The sequence below is a fragment of the Amycolatopsis sp. NPDC003865 genome, from assembly GCF_053605345.1.
In genome coordinates, this window is the sequence record NZ_JBSGJA010000029.1 from 36,782 (window position 1) to 55,876 (window position 19,095).

Annotated in this window: 13 protein-coding genes; 8 read left to right on the forward strand and 5 right to left on the reverse strand. The window is 72.2% G+C overall.

Features of this window, described 5'->3' with window-relative positions:
* The first annotated feature begins 39 nt into the window (after nucleotides 1-39).
* Genes ACWEVP_RS43705 through ACWEVP_RS43715 form a run of 3 tightly spaced genes read left to right on the forward strand, consistent with a single transcriptional unit; the run spans nucleotide 40 to nucleotide 5,614 of the window.
* Nucleotides 40-2,712 carry an MMPL family transporter gene (locus ACWEVP_RS43705; protein WP_452068486.1) on the forward strand — a complete coding sequence of 891 codons (2,673 nt, stop codon included), beginning with the start codon at nucleotides 40-42 and terminating at the stop codon, nucleotides 2,710-2,712.
* Nucleotides 2,712-4,679 (forward strand): YhgE/Pip family protein, encoded by a 1,968-nt coding sequence (locus ACWEVP_RS43710; RefSeq protein WP_452068487.1) that lies wholly within the window; start codon nucleotides 2,712-2,714, stop codon nucleotides 4,677-4,679. Before ACWEVP_RS43705 ends, ACWEVP_RS43710 begins: the two co-directional genes overlap by 1 nt.
* A gap of 29 nt (nucleotides 4,680-4,708) precedes the next feature.
* Entirely contained in the window at nucleotides 4,709-5,614 is a 906-nt protein-coding gene (locus ACWEVP_RS43715) for an aminoglycoside phosphotransferase family protein (RefSeq protein WP_452068488.1), read from the forward strand.
* Here the strand turns inward: ACWEVP_RS43715 and ACWEVP_RS43720 are convergent.
* Nucleotides 5,592-6,596, reverse strand: coding sequence for an FkbM family methyltransferase (locus tag ACWEVP_RS43720; protein ID WP_452068489.1), 1,005 nt, complete (start codon nucleotides 6,594-6,596; stop codon nucleotides 5,592-5,594). The two genes, ACWEVP_RS43715 and ACWEVP_RS43720, sit on opposite strands and share 23 nt — an antisense overlap.
* Before the next feature lie 30 nt (nucleotides 6,597-6,626).
* Nucleotides 6,627-7,508, reverse strand: coding sequence for an alpha/beta hydrolase (locus tag ACWEVP_RS43725; RefSeq protein WP_452068490.1), 882 nt, complete (start codon nucleotides 7,506-7,508; stop codon nucleotides 6,627-6,629).
* Between the two features lie 42 nt (nucleotides 7,509-7,550).
* Between ACWEVP_RS43725 and ACWEVP_RS43730 the strand changes: the two genes are divergently transcribed.
* The 3 genes from ACWEVP_RS43730 to ACWEVP_RS43740 all read left to right on the forward strand — a co-directional run bounded on the left by ACWEVP_RS43730 (nucleotide 7,551) and on the right by ACWEVP_RS43740 (nucleotide 11,914).
* Nucleotides 7,551-8,126: a TetR/AcrR family transcriptional regulator gene (locus ACWEVP_RS43730; RefSeq protein WP_452068491.1), complete on the forward strand. Its 576-nt coding sequence runs from the start codon at nucleotides 7,551-7,553 to the stop codon at nucleotides 8,124-8,126.
* A 32-nt stretch (nucleotides 8,127-8,158) separates the two neighbouring features.
* On the forward strand, nucleotides 8,159-10,279 hold the full coding sequence (locus ACWEVP_RS43735; protein ID WP_452068492.1) for a hypothetical protein: 2,121 nt from the start codon (nucleotides 8,159-8,161) through the stop codon (nucleotides 10,277-10,279).
* A gap of 312 nt (nucleotides 10,280-10,591) precedes the next feature.
* On the forward strand, nucleotides 10,592-11,914 hold the full coding sequence (locus ACWEVP_RS43740; protein ID WP_452068493.1) for a DUF2254 domain-containing protein: 1,323 nt from the start codon (nucleotides 10,592-10,594) through the stop codon (nucleotides 11,912-11,914).
* A 3-nt stretch (nucleotides 11,915-11,917) separates the two neighbouring features.
* Here the strand turns inward: ACWEVP_RS43740 and ACWEVP_RS43745 are convergent, their stop codons facing one another.
* Together ACWEVP_RS43745 and ACWEVP_RS43750 are read right to left on the reverse strand one after the other, a co-directional pair.
* The gene (locus tag ACWEVP_RS43745) at nucleotides 11,918-13,021 is read right to left on the reverse strand and encodes a serine hydrolase domain-containing protein (protein ID WP_452068494.1); all 1,104 of its coding nucleotides are present in this window, start codon (nucleotides 13,019-13,021) and stop codon (nucleotides 11,918-11,920) included.
* A 143-nt stretch (nucleotides 13,022-13,164) separates the two neighbouring features.
* A complete protein-coding gene (locus ACWEVP_RS43750) occupies nucleotides 13,165-13,842 on the reverse strand; it encodes a class I SAM-dependent methyltransferase (protein WP_452068495.1) in 678 nt (225 codons plus the stop codon).
* Nucleotides 13,843-13,888: 46 nt separating this feature from the next.
* On the opposite strand from ACWEVP_RS43750, the gene ACWEVP_RS43755 reads away from it, so the two are divergent.
* Both ACWEVP_RS43755 and ACWEVP_RS43760 read left to right on the forward strand, forming a co-directional pair.
* Nucleotides 13,889-14,308, forward strand: coding sequence for a MarR family winged helix-turn-helix transcriptional regulator (locus tag ACWEVP_RS43755; protein WP_452068496.1), 420 nt, complete (start codon nucleotides 13,889-13,891; stop codon nucleotides 14,306-14,308).
* Between the two features lie 75 nt (nucleotides 14,309-14,383).
* Nucleotides 14,384-18,067 (forward strand): S8 family serine peptidase, encoded by a 3,684-nt coding sequence (locus tag ACWEVP_RS43760; RefSeq protein ID WP_452068497.1) that lies wholly within the window; start codon nucleotides 14,384-14,386, stop codon nucleotides 18,065-18,067.
* Here the strand turns inward: ACWEVP_RS43760 and ACWEVP_RS43765 are convergent.
* Nucleotides 18,060-19,094 (reverse strand): helix-turn-helix domain-containing protein, encoded by a 1,035-nt coding sequence (locus ACWEVP_RS43765; protein ID WP_452068498.1) that lies wholly within the window; start codon nucleotides 19,092-19,094, stop codon nucleotides 18,060-18,062. The two genes, ACWEVP_RS43760 and ACWEVP_RS43765, sit on opposite strands and share 8 nt — an antisense overlap.
* Nucleotide 19,095: the final 1 nt, after the last annotated feature.

A 19,095-nucleotide genomic window follows, 5' to 3' on the forward strand; every position in this document is an offset into this window, starting at 1 on the left:
ATTACGATACACGACGTATCCGAAGAGCTGGGAGTCCTCGTGTCGTCGTTCCTGTACCGGCTGGGCCGCGCCGCCGCCCGGGCGCGCGTGCTCGTGCTGGCGCTGTGGGTGGTGGTGCTGGCGGCGGCCGGCGGGGCCGCGCTGCTGGCCAACCAGGGCACCGATGACGCGTTCGAGATCCCGGGTTCCGAATCGCAGGGCGCCCTCGACCACCTCGGCCGCGTCTTCCCGGAGGTCAGCGGCACGTCGGCGCAGCTGGTGCTGGTGGTGCCGGAAGGCGCGAAGGCCGACACCCCGCGCAACCGCGCGGCCGTGGCGCAGGCGGTGACCCGGATCGGGAAGCTGGATCAGGTCGCCACCGTCGTGAACCCGTTCGACCGGAGCGTCACCGGCGCGGTGTCCGGCGACGGCCGGGCGGCGCTGATCGCCGTGCCGCTGAAGGTGCAGCTCGCGCAGGTCGACCCGGTCACCAGGACGCAGCTCTCGGCGATCGCCGCGGACCTCGGGACGGCCACCGGCGCGAAGGTCCACACGGGCGGCGACGCGTTCTCCGACCGGGTGCCGAAGCTCAGCCCGACCGAGGGCATCGGCCTGGTCATCGCCCTGCTGGTCCTGGTGCTGATGTTCCGGTCCCTGATCGCCGCGGTGATGCCGCTGGTCACCGCGGTCCTCGGGGTCGGCGTCGCCGTCGGGCTGATCTTCCTGGCCACACTCGTCACGCCGATCTCGTCGACGGCGCCGATGCTGGCGGTGATGATCGGGCTCGCCGTCGGGATCGACTACGCCCTGTTCCTGCTCTCCCGGCACCGCGACCAGCTGGCCGAGGGCCTCGACGTCGAGGAGTCGATCGCCAGGGCCACGGCCACCGCCGGGTCGGCGGTCATCTTCGCCGGGCTCACCGTCGTGATCGCCCTGCTCGGCCTCGCGGTGGCCGGCATCCCGTTCCTGACCACCATGGGCGTCGCCGCCGCGGTCGCCGTGGCGCTGGCGGTCGCGATCGCCGTCACGCTGGTGCCTGCCCTGATGTCCTTCGCCGGCAGGCGGTTGCGGCCGCGGGCCCCGAAACCGCGGCGGACCCGGCGCCGCCCGAAGCCGCGGATCGCGCGCGGGTGGGTCCGGCTCGCGACCAAGGCGCCGCTGGTCACCGTGCTGGTCGTGGTGGCGGGGCTGGCTGTCTGCGCGATCCCGGCCACGTCGTTGCGGCTGGCGTTGCCGGACAACGGAACCGAGGAGCACGGCAGCCCGGCGCGGGACACCTACGACGTCGTCAGCGAGCACTTCGGGCCGGGCTACAACGGCCCGCTGATCGTCACGGCGGACATCATCACCAGCACCGACCCCGTCGGGCTGATGAACGAGATCGCCGAGGAGATCCGGCACGTGCCGGGCGTCGCGTCGGTGCCGCTCGCCACCCCGAACCCCAAGGGCGACACCGGGATCGTGCAGGTCGTCCCGGCCACCGCGCCGGACTCCGCGCGGACCGACGACCTCGTCGCCCGGCTGCGCGCGCTGGAGCCGCACTTCCTGGACGCCTACGGCACGCAGACGGCCGTCACCGGCATCACCGCGGTCGGCATCGACGTCTCCGCGCAGCTGGGCGGTGCGCTGCTGCCGTTCGGGATCCTCGTCGTCGGCCTCTCGCTGATCCTGCTGGCCATGGTGTTCCGCTCGATCTGGGTGCCGGTCAAGGCGACCGCGGGGTACCTGCTTTCCGTCGCCGCGGCGTTCGGTGCGACGTCGTTCGTGTTCGTGCAAGGGCACTTCGCGGACGCCCTCGGCGTGACGCACACCGGCAGCGTGATCAGCTTCCTGCCGATCATCCTCATGGGTGTCCTCTTCGGACTCGCGATGGACTACGAGGTCTTCCTCGTCTCGCGGATCCGCGAGGACTACGTCCACCGCGGCGACCCGCACCACGCGATCGAGTCCGGGTTCGTTTCCGCGTCGCGGGTCGTAGTCGCGGCCGCGGTGATCATGTTCGCGGTCTTCGCCGCGTTCGTCCCCGAAGGCAGCGCCACCATCAAACCGATCGCGTTCAGCCTCGCGGTCGGGGTGTTCATCGACGCCTTCGTCGTCCGCATGACCCTGGTGCCCGCGGTGCTGGCGTTGCTGGGCCGCCGCGCCTGGGGACTGCCGCCGAAGCTGGACCGGGCGCTGCCGGTGTTCGACGCCGAAGGCGACGCGCTCGTGCGCGAACTGCGGCTCGCGGACTGGCCCGGCAGCGACGAAGCGGTCAGTGCCCGCGAGCTGCGCCTCGAGGACGACCGCGGGCGCCCGGTCTACACCGGGGTGGACGTGCGCCTGCCGCGTGGGGGAGTCCTCGTGCTGCACGGTGCGGGCGCGTGCGGCAAGACCGCGTTGCTGTACACACTGGCCGGGCGCGTCACGAAGTTCACCGGCGACCTCAAGGTGCTCGGGCGCGTCCTGCCGCAGCACACGCACGCGTTGCGCCGCGACGTCGCCGTCGTGCCGTGCCGCGACGAGCAGGATCCCGTGCGGCGGATCGGCGACGCCGAGCTGGTGGTCGTCGACGACGTCGACCTCGTGCTCCGCCCCGGCACCCGCGACCGGCTGCGCGCCGTGCTCGCCGAGCGGGGGAGCACCACGTTCGTGCTGACCTGCCAGGACCCCGAGCGCATCCGGGACCTGCTGCCCGGCGGCGCCACCCACTTGCTCGCCCTCACCGCAGCCCAGCCCGTCGAGGTTTCCTGATGCTGAAGCCGTTCGCCAACTCCGCTCGCGCTCTGGCCACGGGCCCGCTGACCTGGCGGACCTGGGCCGGCCTGATCGCCGTGCCGCTGCTCGTCATGGGCCTGCTCACCTGGGCGTTCTGGACGCCGGACGCCAACCACGGCACCGCGAAGGCGGCCGTGGTCAACAACGACGAGCCCGTCCAGGTCGACGGTCGGACCGTCCCGCTCGGCCGTCAGCTCGCCGGATACCTGACGCACAGCGAAGATTCGCCCTACGACTGGGTGCTCACCGACGCCGCCGACGCCGCGGCCGGCCTCGCCGACGGCAGCTACGCGGCGACGGTCACGATCCCCGCGGACTTCTCCGCCCGCGCCACCTCCAGCGCCACCGCCAAACCCCTCGAGGCCCGGCAGGCGCAGCTGCGGGTGCGGACGTCCGACGCCGCCGGCGTCGGCGATCCCGGCTTGGCGGACCACATCGCCCAGGCCACGCAACGGACGTTGGACCAGCAGGTCGTCGAGACCTATTTGGACAACGTGTACGTCGGCTTCACGACCCTCCACCAGCAGGTCGGGCAGGCGGCGGACGGCGCCGGGCAGCTGGCCGGCGGGACCGGTCAGCTGGCCGACGCCGCCGGCCGGCTGCGCACCGGTGCCGACCGGCTCGCCGACGGGACCGCACAGCTCGCCGCTGGTTCCGGCGAGCTTGCGTCCGGGCTCACCCAAGCCGAGCGGGACACCGCGCAGCTGCCCGCGCTGACCCGGCAGCTGGCGGCCGGCGCGGACCAGGTCGCCGACGGCAACGAACAGCTCGCCGCCGCGGTGGTGCCGCTGGCCGACCGGATCATCGCCGCGATCGACGCGCTGCCGTCGGCGAGCAACGCCGCGAAGCAGTTCCGGCAGCTGGCCGACCAGTGCGCCGCGGGCGGCGGCTCGGCCTCGTTCTGCGAGGACCTCCGCCGCACCGCGGACCGGTTCGCGACCGACGCGGGGAAGATCGACAACGCCAAGGCCGCCGTCCGCGCCAACGCCGTCAAGGCTCGTGACGCCATCCGGGCCCTCGCGACCGGGGCGCGCAAGGTCGCCGACGGCAACGCCCAGCTGGCCGCGAAATCGGGTCAGCTCGCCGCCGGGATCGGGGCCGCCGCGAACGGCGCGCGTCAGCTCGACAGCGGTGTCCGGCAAGCGAATTCGGGCGCGCGGCAGCTGGCGTCCGGCGCCGGGCAGCTGACCGGCGGCGCCAAGAAGGTCGACGACGGCGCCCGGCAACTCGCGACCCAGCTGGACCAGGGCCGCGACCAGGTGCCCAGCTACACCGACGCCGAACGCGCGCACCTCAAGACCGTCGCCGCGGATCCCAGCACCGCCGTGACCGACGGCACCCCGATCGGCACCTTGGCCCTGACGCTGTTCGCCGCGCTGGCCCTCTGGGCGCTCGCGCTGGCGACGTACATCGTCACCCGCGCCGTCCCGGACGCGGTGCTCACCGCACGCGAACCGACCTGGCGGATCATCGTGCGGGCGGCCATCCCCGGTGCGACGGCGGCCGCGCTCGCGGCGCTGGCCATCACCGCGATCGCCGTCCCGGTGCTGAAGCTCGGCATTGCGGGCACCGCCGGGTTCGTGCTGATCGCGCTGCTGGCGGCCTCGGCGTTCGTCGCCCTCAACCAGGCGGCGACGGCGATCTTCGGCCGCGCCGGCCGGATCGCCTCCCTCGCGGTGCTCGTCCTCGCAGGCGCGACCGGGGTCGTCTCGACGCTCCCGGGACCGCTGTACACGCTCGCCGGCTACCTGCCCACCCACGGCGCCGTGCTGGCGCTGCGCGCGGCGGCGACCGACGGCACCGGCCTGGCGACCGGAGTCGCGCAGCTCGCCGCGTGGCTGCTGGTCGGCACGCTCGTGTCGATCCTGGTCACCGACCGCCGCCGCTACCTGTCCACCAAGAGCGTCCGGCTGGCGCCTGCGGGAGTGGCGGTCCCGGAATAACCGATTGATCGGACCGGCCGGACCAGGGCATGCTCCGCGAAGATCGTGGCGACCCGCAGGAGCTGACCTTGACCGTCGAACCCGGCCCGGCGATCGACGTCGCGCTGGCGAGGCGGCTGGTCGATTCGCAGTTCCCGCAGTGGGCCGGGATGCCGTTGCGGCGGCACGAACCGGCGGGCTCCGACCACGTGATCCACCGGCTGGGCGAGGAACTGTCCGTCCGGCTGCCGCGCCACGCCGGTGCGATCGAGCAGGCGGGCAAGGAGGCCCGCTGGTTGCCCCGGCTCGCCCCGCACCTGCCGCTGGCCGTGCCGACGGTGCTGGGGGTGGGCGAGCCGGACTTCGGCTACCCGTGGCCGTGGGCGGTGTCGCGCTGGCTGGACGGCGAAGTGGCGACCGTCGAAGCCCTGTCCGGCTCGCACGAGGCCGCCGGTGCGCTGGCCGGGTTCCTGACCGCACTGCACCGGTTCGACGCCGACGCGACCGAGGATCTCACCGGACACCCCCTCACCGCCCGGGACGCGGAAACCCGCCGCGCGATCGGGAAAGCCGCCGACGCGTTCGACACGGTGGCGATGGCCGAGCTGTGGGACAGCGCTCTCGCGGCCGGGTGGGACCGCACACCGAGCTGGTTCCACGGCGATTTCCACACGGGCAACCTGCTGACGAAGGACGGCCGCCTGAGCGCGGTCATCGACTTCGGCGAGCTCGGCGTGGGCGACCCGGCCCGCGACCTGATCATCGCGTTCACCCTGATGTCACCCGAGACGCGAGCCACGTTCCGCGGGGCGCTCGACGTGGACGACCGCACGTGGACGCGCGGCCGCGGCTGGGCGTTGGCGACCGGTCTGAACGCGTACAACGCTTACGCCGCCGTGAATCCCCGTGTCGCGGCGCAGACGACCCGGCAGATCACTCAGGCTCTCGCCGGCTGAGGCGGTCGAGTTCGGCGCTGACGCGGGCCAGTTCGCGCTCGAGGTGCCCGGCGCGGTCTTCGGCGGCGGCGAGGTCGTGTTCGACTTCGCCGAAGAGCGAATCCCGGTAGCGGCCGTGGCTGACGGGAACGGTGAAGTCCTTGTCGCGCGGGTCGAAGGAGACGGCGATCAGGCCGTCGCCGCTGGCGGATTCCCCGACGCTGTGCTCGGCGATGACGTGCGCGCCGGCGTCGAGCAGGGTGCGCAGGGCGTTCTGGTGGGTGAGCGGGTCGCCGGAGATGGAGTGGTGGTGGGTCGAGACGATCAGGAACCGCACCCGGCCGGCGTCGAAGATGTCGCGGCCGCGTTCGATCAGGAGCGTTTCGGCGCCTTGGACGTCGGCCAGGACCAGGTCCGCCCGGGGCACCTCGGCGTCGTACATCAGGGACGCGAGGTCGTACTGCCGGACGATGTGCGTCCGGCCGTCGCTTTCGGCTTCGAAGGCCAGGGGTTCGCCGGGCCGGTCCCCGATGGCGGCGTGGACGAACCGGACCCGGCCGGTGTAGCCGTTGAGAGCCGCGTTGCGCCGGCCGACCTCGAGGTAGGCGGGGTCCGGCTCCACCGCGACGACGTGACCGCCGGGGACGGCGTGGCAGAACCAGAGCCCGTAGTAGGTCCAGAAGCTGCCGAACTCGATCATGGCCGGGTTCCCGCCGTCCGCGGCGAGCCGTTCGACGACGCGGTGGAAGACGAGCTCTTCCTGCGGTTCGTGGTGGCCGCGGAGGGCGCGGATGGCCTCGGTCATCCAGGCGCCGTAGTAGCCGCCTTCCTCGACGAGCAGGCCGTTGTGCATGACCTGCACCCGGCCACCGCCGTGGTCGCGGCACTCGCCGGCGTCCGCGACCTTGGGGATGTCATCGGCGTCGGCGCAGGCGACGGTGGTCAGCAACCGGCGGGCCAGCACGGGGTCGAGCCCGGTGACGTCGGGGACCAGCCGCTCCACAGCACCTCCAAGTCGGGCCGAAAGCCGAGCCTAACGCCCGGTCGGAGCCGGCGGGAACCGGTGCGTACGGCAAGTCCTGAGATAGCTGAGGAACGACGCTTGCAGCCCGGTCACGTGCGTTTCCCGCAGGACCGCACTGGTGACAGCTCCGCCGCGGGCGGTCAAGCGGTGCAGCACGGTGGCCGTGTGCTTCGCGAGGTTCTGGTAGACGGCCAGGTCTCCGAGAAGCTCTTGGTCGTTGACGGTCAGGTGCAGCTCGGCCGCCGGCAGGCTGTCGCCCATTTCCTCGAGCAGCGCGAAAACCTGGCTGTCTTCACCGACGACACCCGGGCTGCCCGCCCCGACGCTCTCGAAGAGCGTGCTGCCGGTGAGCCAGGCGTAGAGGCTGAACAGCCCGCCGTAGGAGTAGCCGAAGAGGCCGTGACCGCTCGCGGCCGTGCCGTAGTCGCGTTCGATCCGCGGGTGCAGTTCCCCGGTGAGGAAGCCCAGGAACGCGTCGGCGTGGGTTTCGCGCAGTTCGCCGAGGTAGGCGTCGGCTTCCTCGCGCGTCATCGCGCCCGTCCGGATTCCCGTCTCCACGGCGTCGACGAACTCCTGGGCGATGGGCTCGCCGGGTGGCACGAGGTCCCGGTTGCGCAGCCGTGCCCAGTGCTGCGCGTCTTCGCCGGCGTAGCCGACGCTGACCTGGATGTAGGGCCGGATCCGGTGCATGGGGTCGTTCTGGGTGACGATCAGCGGAGCCGTCATGCCGACGGCCCAGTTGCCGTCGAGCACGTACACGGCCGGAGCCGGCGTCGCGGCGGGGTCGTAGCCCGGGGGTGTGGTGACCCAGACGCCGTAGTCGTGGCCGCCGGCGGACCGCAGCTCGAAATAGTCGGTGTCGGCGAGGCAGCCCTGCCACATGGTGCTCATCGGGTTGTTCCCTTCTTCTTTTCCAATGGATAAACTGCGGGAGTGACCCTGTCAAGCACGGAACGCAAGGGCGACGCGCGGGAGCGTCTCCTCGCCCGGCTTCTCGACGCCTTCGGCGAAGGCCTGCCCGCACCCGAGGTGTCGCTGCGCGAGATCGCCGCCAGGGCCGGCACCAGCCACGCCCTCCTGCGCTACCACTTCGGGTCACTCCCGGGCGTCTTGGCGGCCATGCTCAAGGAGCAGCGTTCCCGTGACAACGAGGCGCTGCTCGATTCCGCCCGGCAACGCACCTTCGACGACCTCGTCGTGGCGATCTGGCGGGCCTACACCCGCCCGGAGCAGCTGTCGCGGGTCCGCGGCTTCTTCCACGTCGCCGGGCTGGCCGCGTACCACCCGGGGGACTTTCGCGAGTTCATCGACTCGCTCGACGACCTGACCAAGGTGCTGGCCTCGCTCGCGGAACGCGAAGGGCTCGACACCGGGGAAGCGCTGGCTTTGGCCACCGTCACGATCGCCGCGATGCGTGGCCTGCTCTTGCAGGAGGTCCTGACGCCGACGGCCCTCCCGGCGGACGCGGTCGCCTTGATCCTGCGGATGAGCACGTCGATAAAGCGTTGACGGCCCCGCCGGACGAACCGTAGGACAAGACCATGCTGCAGACGATCATCCGCCACACCCTGCGCGTCCCGCGCACGGACGCCCCGGCCGGGGACGGCGCCGCCGTCGCCCGGCAGATGGACGCCGTGCTCGTCACGGCCGGGTTCAAGGCCGATCGCGCGCTGGTCGAATACGTCGCCACGCGGCGCGCCGGGGCGGCGATGGGCATCGCCGTCGACGTCATCGGGGCGGTCCGGGAGCTGGTCGGGGACGACGTCGAGCACAACTCCTACTTCAAGCGCTTCCCGCGGGGAGTCCCGGACACCGTCAAGTTCTGGGCGTCCTGCCTGCGCGGGACCTTCGGCACCGACCACGGCGCGGTCGACCTGCTCACCCTGCCCCGCTACGGCCGCTACCGGCACACCTTCGACGAACTGCTCGACGCGCACGACGAGCTGATCGCCTCCGCCGGCGACCGGGTCACCGTCGTGCACCTCGGCGGGACCCTCCAGGAGGAGACCGAGGCGCTGTACCGGACCCTCGCCGAATCGGTCACGCCGCTGGGGGAGGCCGGCCTGGCCCTGCTCGGTGAGCTGGCGCTGACCTGCTACGCCGTCGAGCTGACCGCCGTGCCGATGCGGGAGAACCGGGCCGTCGTCAACGGCGTCCTGCTCGCCGCCGGGCGGCCGCTCGTCGCCGCCGACACCGTCGTCGACGTGCTGCGCACCGCCTGCGCGGCCAGCGGGGGAGACGTCACCCTCGCCGTCCCGACGCGGTTCCGCGGCTTCCGCCGGCGTGAACGGCGCGTGCTGCTCGGCGAGCTCGATCGCGTCGTGGGCGGCGACGAGGCCAAGCTCGGCGACGTCAAGCGCTTCGCCGAACGCTTCAAGCGGCTCGGCACGTACCTGCACGCCTACGAGACCCCGGCCTGCCCGGGCGCGCGTGCGGTGTTCGACGTCGCCCGCGGTGACCGGGCCGTCCCGACGATCGCCGGGCGCGCGGAGGCCGCCTTCGCCGACCGCGACGTCGTCCGGGCGGCCGGCGTCCTCAGCGCCGCGCCGGGGATGCTGATGAGGTCGCTGGACCGGCTGCTGCGGCAGGCGGACCCCGCCGAACAGGACGCCCTGCTCGACATCGTCGGCACGGTTCTCGGGCCGGTGTCGGGACGCGTGCTGTGCTCGGTGCGCGAACACCTGGGCAACCGCGCCGAACCGGCCGGGTTCCGGGCGTTCACCACGCGGGAACGGCGGGCCTGGGTCACCGAGGACACGCGGCCGCCGCTGCGCCGCGAAGTCATCGAGCGAGCCAGCGCGCTGATCGACGCCGAGATCGCGGGCCGGCTGCCGAAGATCGACCGGCTCGTCGTCGACCCGGACGTGCTCGACGTGGCGCTGCCGCTGTCGGGCAAGGCGAGCGAGGACGGCTTCGCCGTGCTGCCGAGGGGTTCGCGCAGCCACGTCGAAGGCGAGGTGCTGCGGTTCTTCACCTACTGGCGCCAGGCGAAGGACACCACCGACTTCGACCTGTCCGCGCTGCTGCTGGACCGGCACTTCCGCTTCGCGGGCCACGTGTCGTGGACGAACTACCGCAAGGGCGGCGCGGTGTACTCGGGCGACATCACGGCCGCGCCGGACGGGGCGACGGAGTTCATCGACATCCCGCTCGCGCCGGTCGACGCCGCGTACGTCGTGCCGCAGGTGAACGTCTACTCGGGCGAGGGGTTCACCGCGGTCGCCGAATCGGTGTTCGGCTGGATGATCCGCGACGAGGCCCAGAAGGGGATGCCGTTCGAAGCCCGCACGGTGCGGACCCGCTCGGACCTGCGCGGCACCGGCCGCGTCGCGCTGCCGATCGTGTTCGGCCGTGACAGCTTCGGCACGTGGACCGCGACGTGGCTGCACCTGTACCTGGCCGGCTCGCCGCGCTTCAACCGGGTCGAAACCAACCACGGTGCGACGAGCGAACTGGTGCGCGGCCTGGTGCGCCGGAAGTACCTGACCGTCCGGTACCTGGTCGGCCTGCTGCGCGCGGCCGGGACGACGGTGACGGAGTGGGCGCCGGGGCAGCGGACGGACGGGCCGATCACCTACGTCGGACTGGAGCGGCCGGAGGGGCTCCCGGAGTCCGCGTCGGTGATCACGCTGGACACGCTCAACCGTTTGATCCCGGCCTGATCTTCCGGATAGGCTGCGGTGGCGAGGCCATGAGCGTGCTTCCTTCTCAGCTCTCAACTGGTTCTAGCGCGTTCGCCTTCCTCGCTCCGACCGCGACGCGCCGGCCGGTTCCGGCCGGCCGGCGCTCGTTTCGTTCCTGGCGTTCCCGCTCGCGGCGGCCGTGGGCCGGTGTTCCGGGCGCTCTCTTCGTCTTCCGGCCGAACCAGGAGCCGGGCGGCGTTTATCCCGACCCGGCACGGGTAGGCCATCTGGTCGAAGCGCCTGCCAGACCACTGACCGTGGCTCAGTTCGCCCGCCGAGAGGAAGTCGACGATGTTGTCGCTGCGCGCCCGTCACCGCCTGCGAGGCGAACTCTGGATCATCCCTCTGCTCCTGGTGCTCGCTTCGATCGCGCTGTCCGTGCTCACCGTGTCGATAGACCGGGCGTTCGGCGACCACATCGTCCCGGCCGCCATCACCGGCAAGCCGGACTCGGTGTCCACCATCCTCAGCACGATCGCGTCGGCCATGGTCACCCTGACCACGCTCGTGCTGACCATCACCACGGTGGCCGTGCAGCTCGCCATGGGCCAGTTCTCGCCCCGGATCGTGCGAGCCCTGCTGCAGGACCGGGCCAGCCAATTCGCCTACGGGCTGTTCGCCTCGACCTTCACCTTCGCCATCCTGGCGCTGCGCGAGCTGGACGTCGGGGGTGGCGGCACCGTGCCCGGCCTGACGGTCCTGGTGGCCTACCTGCTCATGCTGGCCAGCATCGCCACCTTGTTCCTCTACATGCACCACTCCGGGAACTCGCTGCGCGCGGCCGGCTTGATCGACCTGGTCGGCGACCACCTCCACGAACAGATCGACCGGCTCTACGAGGCCGGCGACACCGCACCCACCCCACGCGACGTCGTCGTCTGCCCCGAGGCCGGGATCGTGGTCGACCTCGACCGCCCCGCCCTGGTCGCCGCCGCTCGCGACGCCGGCTGCGTGCTCGAACTGGTTCCCATGATGGGTGACTTCGTGCCCGCCGGTGCGCCCCTGTTCCGGATCGAGGGAGACGCCGGCCGGTCGGATCACGCGCAGCTCGCCGGGTTCGTCGTCCTCGCCGCCGAACGCACGCACGGCGACGACCCCGCGTACGGCTTCCGCAAGCTCGTCGACATCGCCGAACGCGGGATCGCCCAGCCGTTCACCGACCCGACCACGGCGATCATGGTGATCGACCGCCTGCACGACGGCCTTCGCCAGCTCGCCACCCGGCGCTTCCCGACCGGCCGGCACACCGACGACAACGGCGACGTACGGCTGGTCGAGCGCGTGCTCGGCTGGGACGGCTACGTGCGGCTCGCCTTCGACGAACTCCGGCTCGCCGGCGCCGCCTCGCCGCAGGTCCCACGCCGGATCCTGGCCGCGCTCCACGACCTCAAGACGGTCGCGCCGCCGGACCGGCATCCCCCGCTCGACCGGCAGCTGGCCCTCCTCACCGCCGCGGTCGAGCACGAGTACGACGACGGGCCGGATCGGCGTGCCGCACTCGTGCCCGACCAGCAGGGGGTCGGGTCCGGAGCCGACCTCAACGGACGGCTCCGGCCGTCCGGGCACCATGCGGCGGACTCCGTACCGGAGGGCACGACCAGTACCCGGGGATGATGCTCAGCCGACGGGCCCGGCCTGGCCGAACACCGCGTTGATGAGCCCGCCCAACGCCGCGGGGAACACCCCGGCGGGGTCGGTGTCGCCGGTGGTCAGCGTGGCGGTCAAGGTCTTGCCGCCGTCGGGCGTGCTGATCATCAGCGCTCCGTAGCCTCCCGGGGCGCCCCCGTTGTGGTGGACGATGGTGCCGCCGTCCGGGCCCAGGTCCTGCACCCAGAGTCCCAGTCCGAGCCCGAGCTTCCCGTGCGGGGTGCGCATTTCGGTCAGCAGCGCGGCGGGCAGGAGCCGGCCGCCCAGCAGCGCGGAGATGAAGGTGCCGAGGTCCTCGGCCGTCGAGATGAGGTCGCCGGCGCCGGCCAGCAGGGACGGGTTCTGGCGGCTGACGTCGACCACCTTCCACTCGCCGGCGTCCTCGTAGCGGTAGTAGCCGTGGGCGTGCGGCCCGGGCAGGTCGGGTGAGGTGGCCGACACCACGGTGTCGGACAGGCCCAGCGGCTCCAGGATCCGCTGCCGCGCCTGCTCGGCGTAGGAGCGGCCGGTGACCTTCTCGATCAGCAGCATGGCCAGCGTGTAGTTGGTGTTGGAGTAACTCTGGTCGGTCCCCGGTTCGAACCGCGCCGGCCGGGCCAGCGCGAAGCGCACGAGCTCCTCGGGGTGGTACGTGTGGAACCGGTTGTCCACCCACGCTTTGCCGTGGGAGGGGAGCCCCATTTCGAACGTTCCGCCGGCGTCGAGTTCGCCGGTGTAGTTGTAGAGGCCGCTGGTGTGCTGCAGCAGCATCCGCACCGTGATCCGCCCGTCCAGCCCGAGCTCGGGCAGGTGCCCGGCCACCGGGTCGTCCAGCCCGATCCGGCCTTCGGCGACCAGCTGCAGGACCAGGGTCGCGGTGAACGTCTTGGTGACGCTGCCCGCCCACGCCTGCCCGTTGGCCGGCGGCCCGGCGGTGCCGCCCAGCTCGCTGACCCCGGCGCTGCCGGCCCAGTCGCCGCGCTCGTCGTGCACGCGCACCCGGGCGCCGGCGAACCCGGCGTCGACGAACGCCTGGACGGCTTCCTGCAGTTCGGGGCGGGCCTGGACGGTGGCGGGGGTGTCGAGCTTCTGCATCGTGCTCTCCGAAGAGTCAGGCGTCCCCGCTGGGGGTGACGCATCCGGTGGCGAGTGCGATCGATGACCCGATCACGGGAACCACGATCGCCTCCCGTCCTGACACCGGACGGCCACTACGCTGACACGGTCCCTCGGCAGAGTCAGGACAAGTGCGCCGACAGCAGCCAAGCCGGCGCCGACTTGCGGCCGTTGCCCTCGTCGCGGACGTCGCTGCCGGCGAAGTCCGCGAAGTCCGGGAAGTTCTCGGCGACGTTGGCGTGGATGCGGGCGGGCCGGATCTCGTCGATCGTCCAGTACGCGCCCACCACCTCCCGCAGTTCCCTCGGGGAGACCGGGTGGACCCGCCCCGTGGGCACGCTCCAGCTGTCGAACACCAGCACGAAGTAGGACGCGCCGGGCGCCGCCGCGCGCACGATCGATTCCTGGTACCCGCGGCGCAGCTCGACCGGCATCGAGTGGAACAAGGTGCTGTCGAGGACCGTGCCGAACCGGCCGTCGTAGCCGGTGAACGCGCTGATGTCGGCGACCTCGAAGGTGGTGCCGGGCAAGCCGCGCCGGGCGGCGTCCGCGCGCGCGAGCTCGATCGCCGTCGGTGACTGGTCCAGACCGACCGTCGTGAAGCCCCGCTCGGCGAGGTGGATCGCCGTCGCGCCCTCGCCGCAGCCGGCGTCGAGGACTTCACCGTGGAAGAGGCCGGCGTCGATGAGCGCGGCGATCTCGGGTTGCGGTTCGCCGAGGCTCCACGGCGGACGCAGGCCCGGCCCCATCTCGGGGGCCTGGCGGCGGTAGGCGGAGTCGAACAAGGAGGGGTTCGTCATGCACCCCAGAGTCTCAACCAGGTTGATACATGTCAACATGGTTGACATGAACGACTTCCGCGACGAGCCGCTCGGCTACCTGCTGCACCGGATCACCGCGGCCCTGCGCGCCGAGGTGGCCGCCACCGTGCTCGGGCCCGCGGATCTCGCGGCGCCGGAGTACCTCTGCCTGCGGATGCTGGCGCGGTCGCCGAAGTCCAATGCCGAACTGGCCCGCGAGGCCCAGGTGTCGCCGCAGGCGATGAACAAGGTCGTGCGGGAGCTGCAGGAGCGCGGCCTGGTGACGCGACCCGCCACCGTGCCGTCCGGGCGGTCGCTGCCCGCCACGCTGACGCGTGAGGGCATGACCTTGCTCGCGCGCCTCGATCCCGAGGTGGCCGAGGCCGAGGACCGGGTCCTGGCCGGGCTCGACGACCACGGTCGGCGCGAGCTCCGGCGGCTCCTCGTGGCGGTGTTCGCCCGCTGACGAAGATGCGACGTGTCGTGATTCGGACGCGGCCGCCCTAGTGACGGATCACGGCGCCGGCGCGAGCCTGGTGCGATGCACTGGAGATCATCTGTTCTGGTCGTGGCCTGCGCCGGCACCCTCGCCGCGGGCACCGCCGGAGCCGCGAACGCGGCGCCCGGCCCGCACCCGGCACCGGCACCCGCGGGTACCGAACGCCATTCGGTCACCCTGCTCACCGGGGACGTCGTCCAGGTCGAACGGCAGCCCGGCGGCAAGCAGGCCGCCACCGTCCAGCCCGCGCCGGGCCGGGAGAAGATCCGGTTCCACCAGCAGGAGGTCGACGGCCACCTCAGCGTCTTCCCCGAGGACGTCACCCCGCGGCTGGCCGCGAAGCAGGTCGACCGGACCCTCTTCGACGTCACCGAGCTGATCGCCGAGGGGTACGCCGACGAGCAGTCGGCGACCCTGCCGCTGATCCTCACCTACGGCAAGGGCACCGACCTCCGGAAAACCACCACCGCGAACGCCGCCCTCGGTGCGACGCTGAGCAGCGTCAACGGCCGGTCCGCGCGAGCGGCCAAGGCCGACGCCACCGCGTTCTGGGCCTCGTCCGGAAACATCGAGCGGATCTCGCTGGACCGCAAGGTCCGCGTCTCGCTCGACCGCAGCGTCCCGCAGATCGGCGCCCCCGAGGCGTGGGCCGCGGGCTTCGACGGCACCGGGACCACGGTCGCCGTGCTCGACACCGGTTACGACCCCACCCACCCCGACCTGGCCGGGCGCGTGAGCGAGGCGGTCAACTTCACGACCAGTCCCGACACGACCGACCACTTCGGCCACGGCACGCACGTCGCCTCGACGATCGCGGGCTCCGGCGCCGCCTCGGGCGGCCGGCTCAAGGGCGCCGCGCCGGGCGCGAAACTGCTCGTCGGCAAGGTGCTCGACGACGACGGCTTCGGCTACGAGTCCTGGGTCCTCGCCGGGATGGAGTGGGCGGCGCACTCCGGCGCCAAGGCGGTCAACATGAGCCTCGGTGGCGGCCCGACCGACGGCACCGACGCGCTCAGCGTCGGCCTCAACGCGCTCAGCGAGCAGACCGGCACGCTCTTCGTGGTGGCCGCGGGCAACGACGGCGAACAGGGCGCCTACACGGTCGGCTCGCCGGGCACCGCCGAAGCCGCGCTGACCGTCGGCGCGGTCGGCCGTGACGAGAGCCTGGCGTCGTTCTCCAGCCGCGGCCCGCGCCTGGGCGACAACGCCGTCAAGCCCGACATCACCGCGCCCGGCGTCGGCATCGTCGCCGCCCGCGCCGCGGGGACCGCCATGGGCGACGTCGTCGACGACCACTACACCGCCGCCTCCGGCACGTCGATGGCCACGCCGCACGTCGCCGGCGCGGCGGCGATCCTCGCCCAGCAGCACCCCGACTGGAAAGGCAGTCAGCTCAAGGACGCGCTGGCCAGTACTTCCCTGACAGCTGCCGGGCTTTCGGTGTTCGAGCAGGGCGGCGGCCGCGTCGACGTGGCGCGCGCGGTGAAGCAGAAAGTATTCGCCACCGGCACGCTCGACCTCGGCGCGGTCGAGAACGGCACGGCGCCGGTGGCCAAAGAGGTCACCTACACCAACGTCGGCACCACACCGGTCTCGCTGAAGCTCGCGCTCGACGCCAAGTCCCTCGCCGGTGTCCCCGCCGGAGACGGGATCCGGCTGAACAAGTCCACAGTGGACGTTCCGGCCGGTGGCCGGGCGACCGTCACGATCACCGGCGACCCGGCGAAACTGGCGCCGGGCACCTACAGCGGACGGCTCACCGCGACCGCCGACGGGGTCGTGGTGCACACCGCGCTCGGCGCGGACAAGACCGCGCCCAAGCACAAGGTCACCCTCACCGCGCTGGACATGCAAGGCAAGCCGACCATGGCGCCGTGGCTGCTGATGTACGGCGAGGACTACCGCTACGACGTCAACACCTGGCTGGGCGGCGGCAGCCTCACGGTCGAACTCGGCGAGGGCGTGTACTACCTGACCGCCGAGGTCGACGGGACCCGGGACGGCCTCACCGTCTCCCAGGTCGTCCTGCCGGAGCTGCGGATCACCGGCGACACGAACGTCGTGCTGGACGCCCGCAAGGCGGTGAAGGTGGACATCCAGACCCCGCAACCGTCCGAACAGGCCGGGATCTGGAGCTACTACACCTACCGGGAGCTCGGCCCGCGCCGGATCGCCAACTACGCCATGCAGTTCGACTACACCCGCGAACTCCGCGTCACCCCGACCCCGAAGGTGACGACCGGGGCCTTCGAGTTCGGCTCCCGCTGGTCGAGGATCGCGCCGCCGTTGACGGTGAACGTCCTGGGCGGCCGGGATCCGCTGACGAACCGCTACCTCGCCGGGTCGCCCAAGCTGGACGGCCGGCGGCTGCTGCAGGCGGTCTCCGCGGGGCAGGGCAAGCCGGCGGACTTCAAGAACGTGCGCGGGAAGGCCGCGATCGTCGACCCGGACCCGGCCGACTACAACCGCGACGAGGTCTCCCGCGCCGCCGCGGAAGCCGGGGCGGCGATCGTGTTCATCGTCGTGCCCGACGGCTGGGGCACCGCCTCGGTGCCGTCGATCAGCGCGGCGCCGTTCCTCAGGATCCCGACCGTCCAGCTCGACCGGGACGAAGGGCTCGCGCTGCTGGACAGGATCAAGCGCTTCCCGGCTTTCCTGAGCCTGCACGGGGTCGCGGTCAGCCCGTACCTCTACGACGTGGTGCAGACCGAGCGCGACCGGATCCCGGACCAGCCCGTCCACCGGGTCACCGCGGCGAACACCGCGACCGTCACCACCCACTACCGCCAGACCGGTAGCGGCGGTGAGGCGAAGGAACAGCGGTTCGCGTGGAAGCCGTGGCAGGACTTCGCCGTCAACGAGTACCAGCGGTACGTGACGACGCCGTCGACCCGGCAGGAGTACGTCAGTTCCGGGGACATCCTGTGGCAGCACCGGGTGAAGCACGGCCTGATCTGGGACGAGATGTCCCCGCTCCAGGGCGGCATGACCGCGGCGCCGCGCACCTACACGGGTAAGGAGAACATCACCGAGGACTGGTTCGCGCCGGTCGTCCGGCCCGCCATCCCGAGCGGCGTGCCCGGCATGGACTCGACCCGCGACGGCGACCAGCTCCGGATCCGGATCCCGGAGTTCGTCGACAGCCAGGCCGGGCACTACGGCTTCAACGAAGGCGACGACCAGGCCGGGCCGGCCGTCACGTCGGCGAAGCTGTTCCGCGACGGCAAGCTCGTGTCGGAACAGCCGTACGCGTTCGGCACCTTCCCCGCCGGCGCGGACCCGGCGACCTACCGGCTCGACCTGTCGGTCCGGCGGGATTCGCCGGAGTGGCTGTTCGGCACCAGCACGCAGACGTCGTGGACGTTCCGCTCGGCCCGGTCGGCGTCCCCGGCGCTGCTTCCGCTGCTGCAGCTGGACTACGCGGTCGACGCGGACAGCGGCAACCGGCTCCCCGCCGGCCGCCGGGCCAGGATCGGCCTGACCGCCCGGTTCCAGGACGGGCTGGCCGCGCCGGACGTGCGGTCGGTGAAGGCCTGGGCGTCCTACGACGACGGCAAGACCTGGCGCGCCGTCGACGTCCGGCGCACCGGGAAGTCCTACGAGGCCACGATCGACCACCCGTCGCTCAGGGCCACCAACTCCTACGTCGCGTTGCGGGTGCAGGCCACCGACAACGCGGGCAACGCCGTCGACCAGACGGTGCTGCGGGCGTACGGGCTCAGCTAGGAACGGCGTCGCTCAACGGCCCCGGGTGCCTTCCGTCGGCGCGCGACAGAAGGTGCCCGGGGCTCGGCTCGTCCAGCCAGCCGAGCTTGCTGGCCTGCCAGGCCAGCTGCATCCGGGTGCGGGCGTCGACCCGGCGCATGAGGTCCTGCAGGCGCCGCTGGACGGTCCGGTAGCTGACGTTGAGCTGGGTCGCGATCGACTTGTCGCTGACCCCGCCGATGAGCAGGGACAGCAGCCGCCGCTCGTCGGGGTCGAGGTGCGGGGTGGGCGCGGTGTCGCCGATCCGCAGCGGCGACGCGCGTTCCCAGTAGACCTCGAACAACGCGACCAGCGCGGACAGCAGGCTGCTCTCCCGGACGAGCGCGGCGGTGGGCTCGCCCGTGCTGTCGTGGCTGACCAGCGGGCACAGCGCCACCCGGCGGTCGGAGATGGCCAGGCGCACCGGCAGCTTCGCGATCGAGCGGGCGATCTCGCCGCCCTCGATGCCCTCCAGGACGTTGACCATCCGGCCGGGTTCTTCGAGCAGGCCGGTCTCGTAGATCACGCGGTACTGCACGCCGCGGGCCTGCGCCAGCGCCTCCTCGACGTTCTCCGACGCCGCCATCGCGACGTTGCCCTCCAGACAGAACCACAGGGACTCTTCGCGGGCGCCGCGCTGGATGGCCAGAGCCTGCCGCCGGATCGCGTCCACCCCGGTGACGACTTCGACGAGCTGAGCGGAGTCCCGCCGCCGCGCGCTGCCGCGGTACTCCTCGGCGAGCTGGGACACGGCGGCCCTGGCGGCCTCCAGCTTCTCCTGGCCGTGCACCAGCAGCGGACCGAGGGAGACGTCCGGCGGCGCGGACATGTACCGGCCATCGGCCATGCTGACGAGCCCCTTCGCCAGCAGGACGTCCAGAACGGGCTCCACCTCGCCGCGGTTCACGCCGGCCCGGCCCGCGATCTCGTCGAGCGCGGTCCGGTACCCGCCGACGACGATGCGGTAGACCCGTTCTTCCTCGGGAGTCATGCCCAGCGCTTCCAGCACA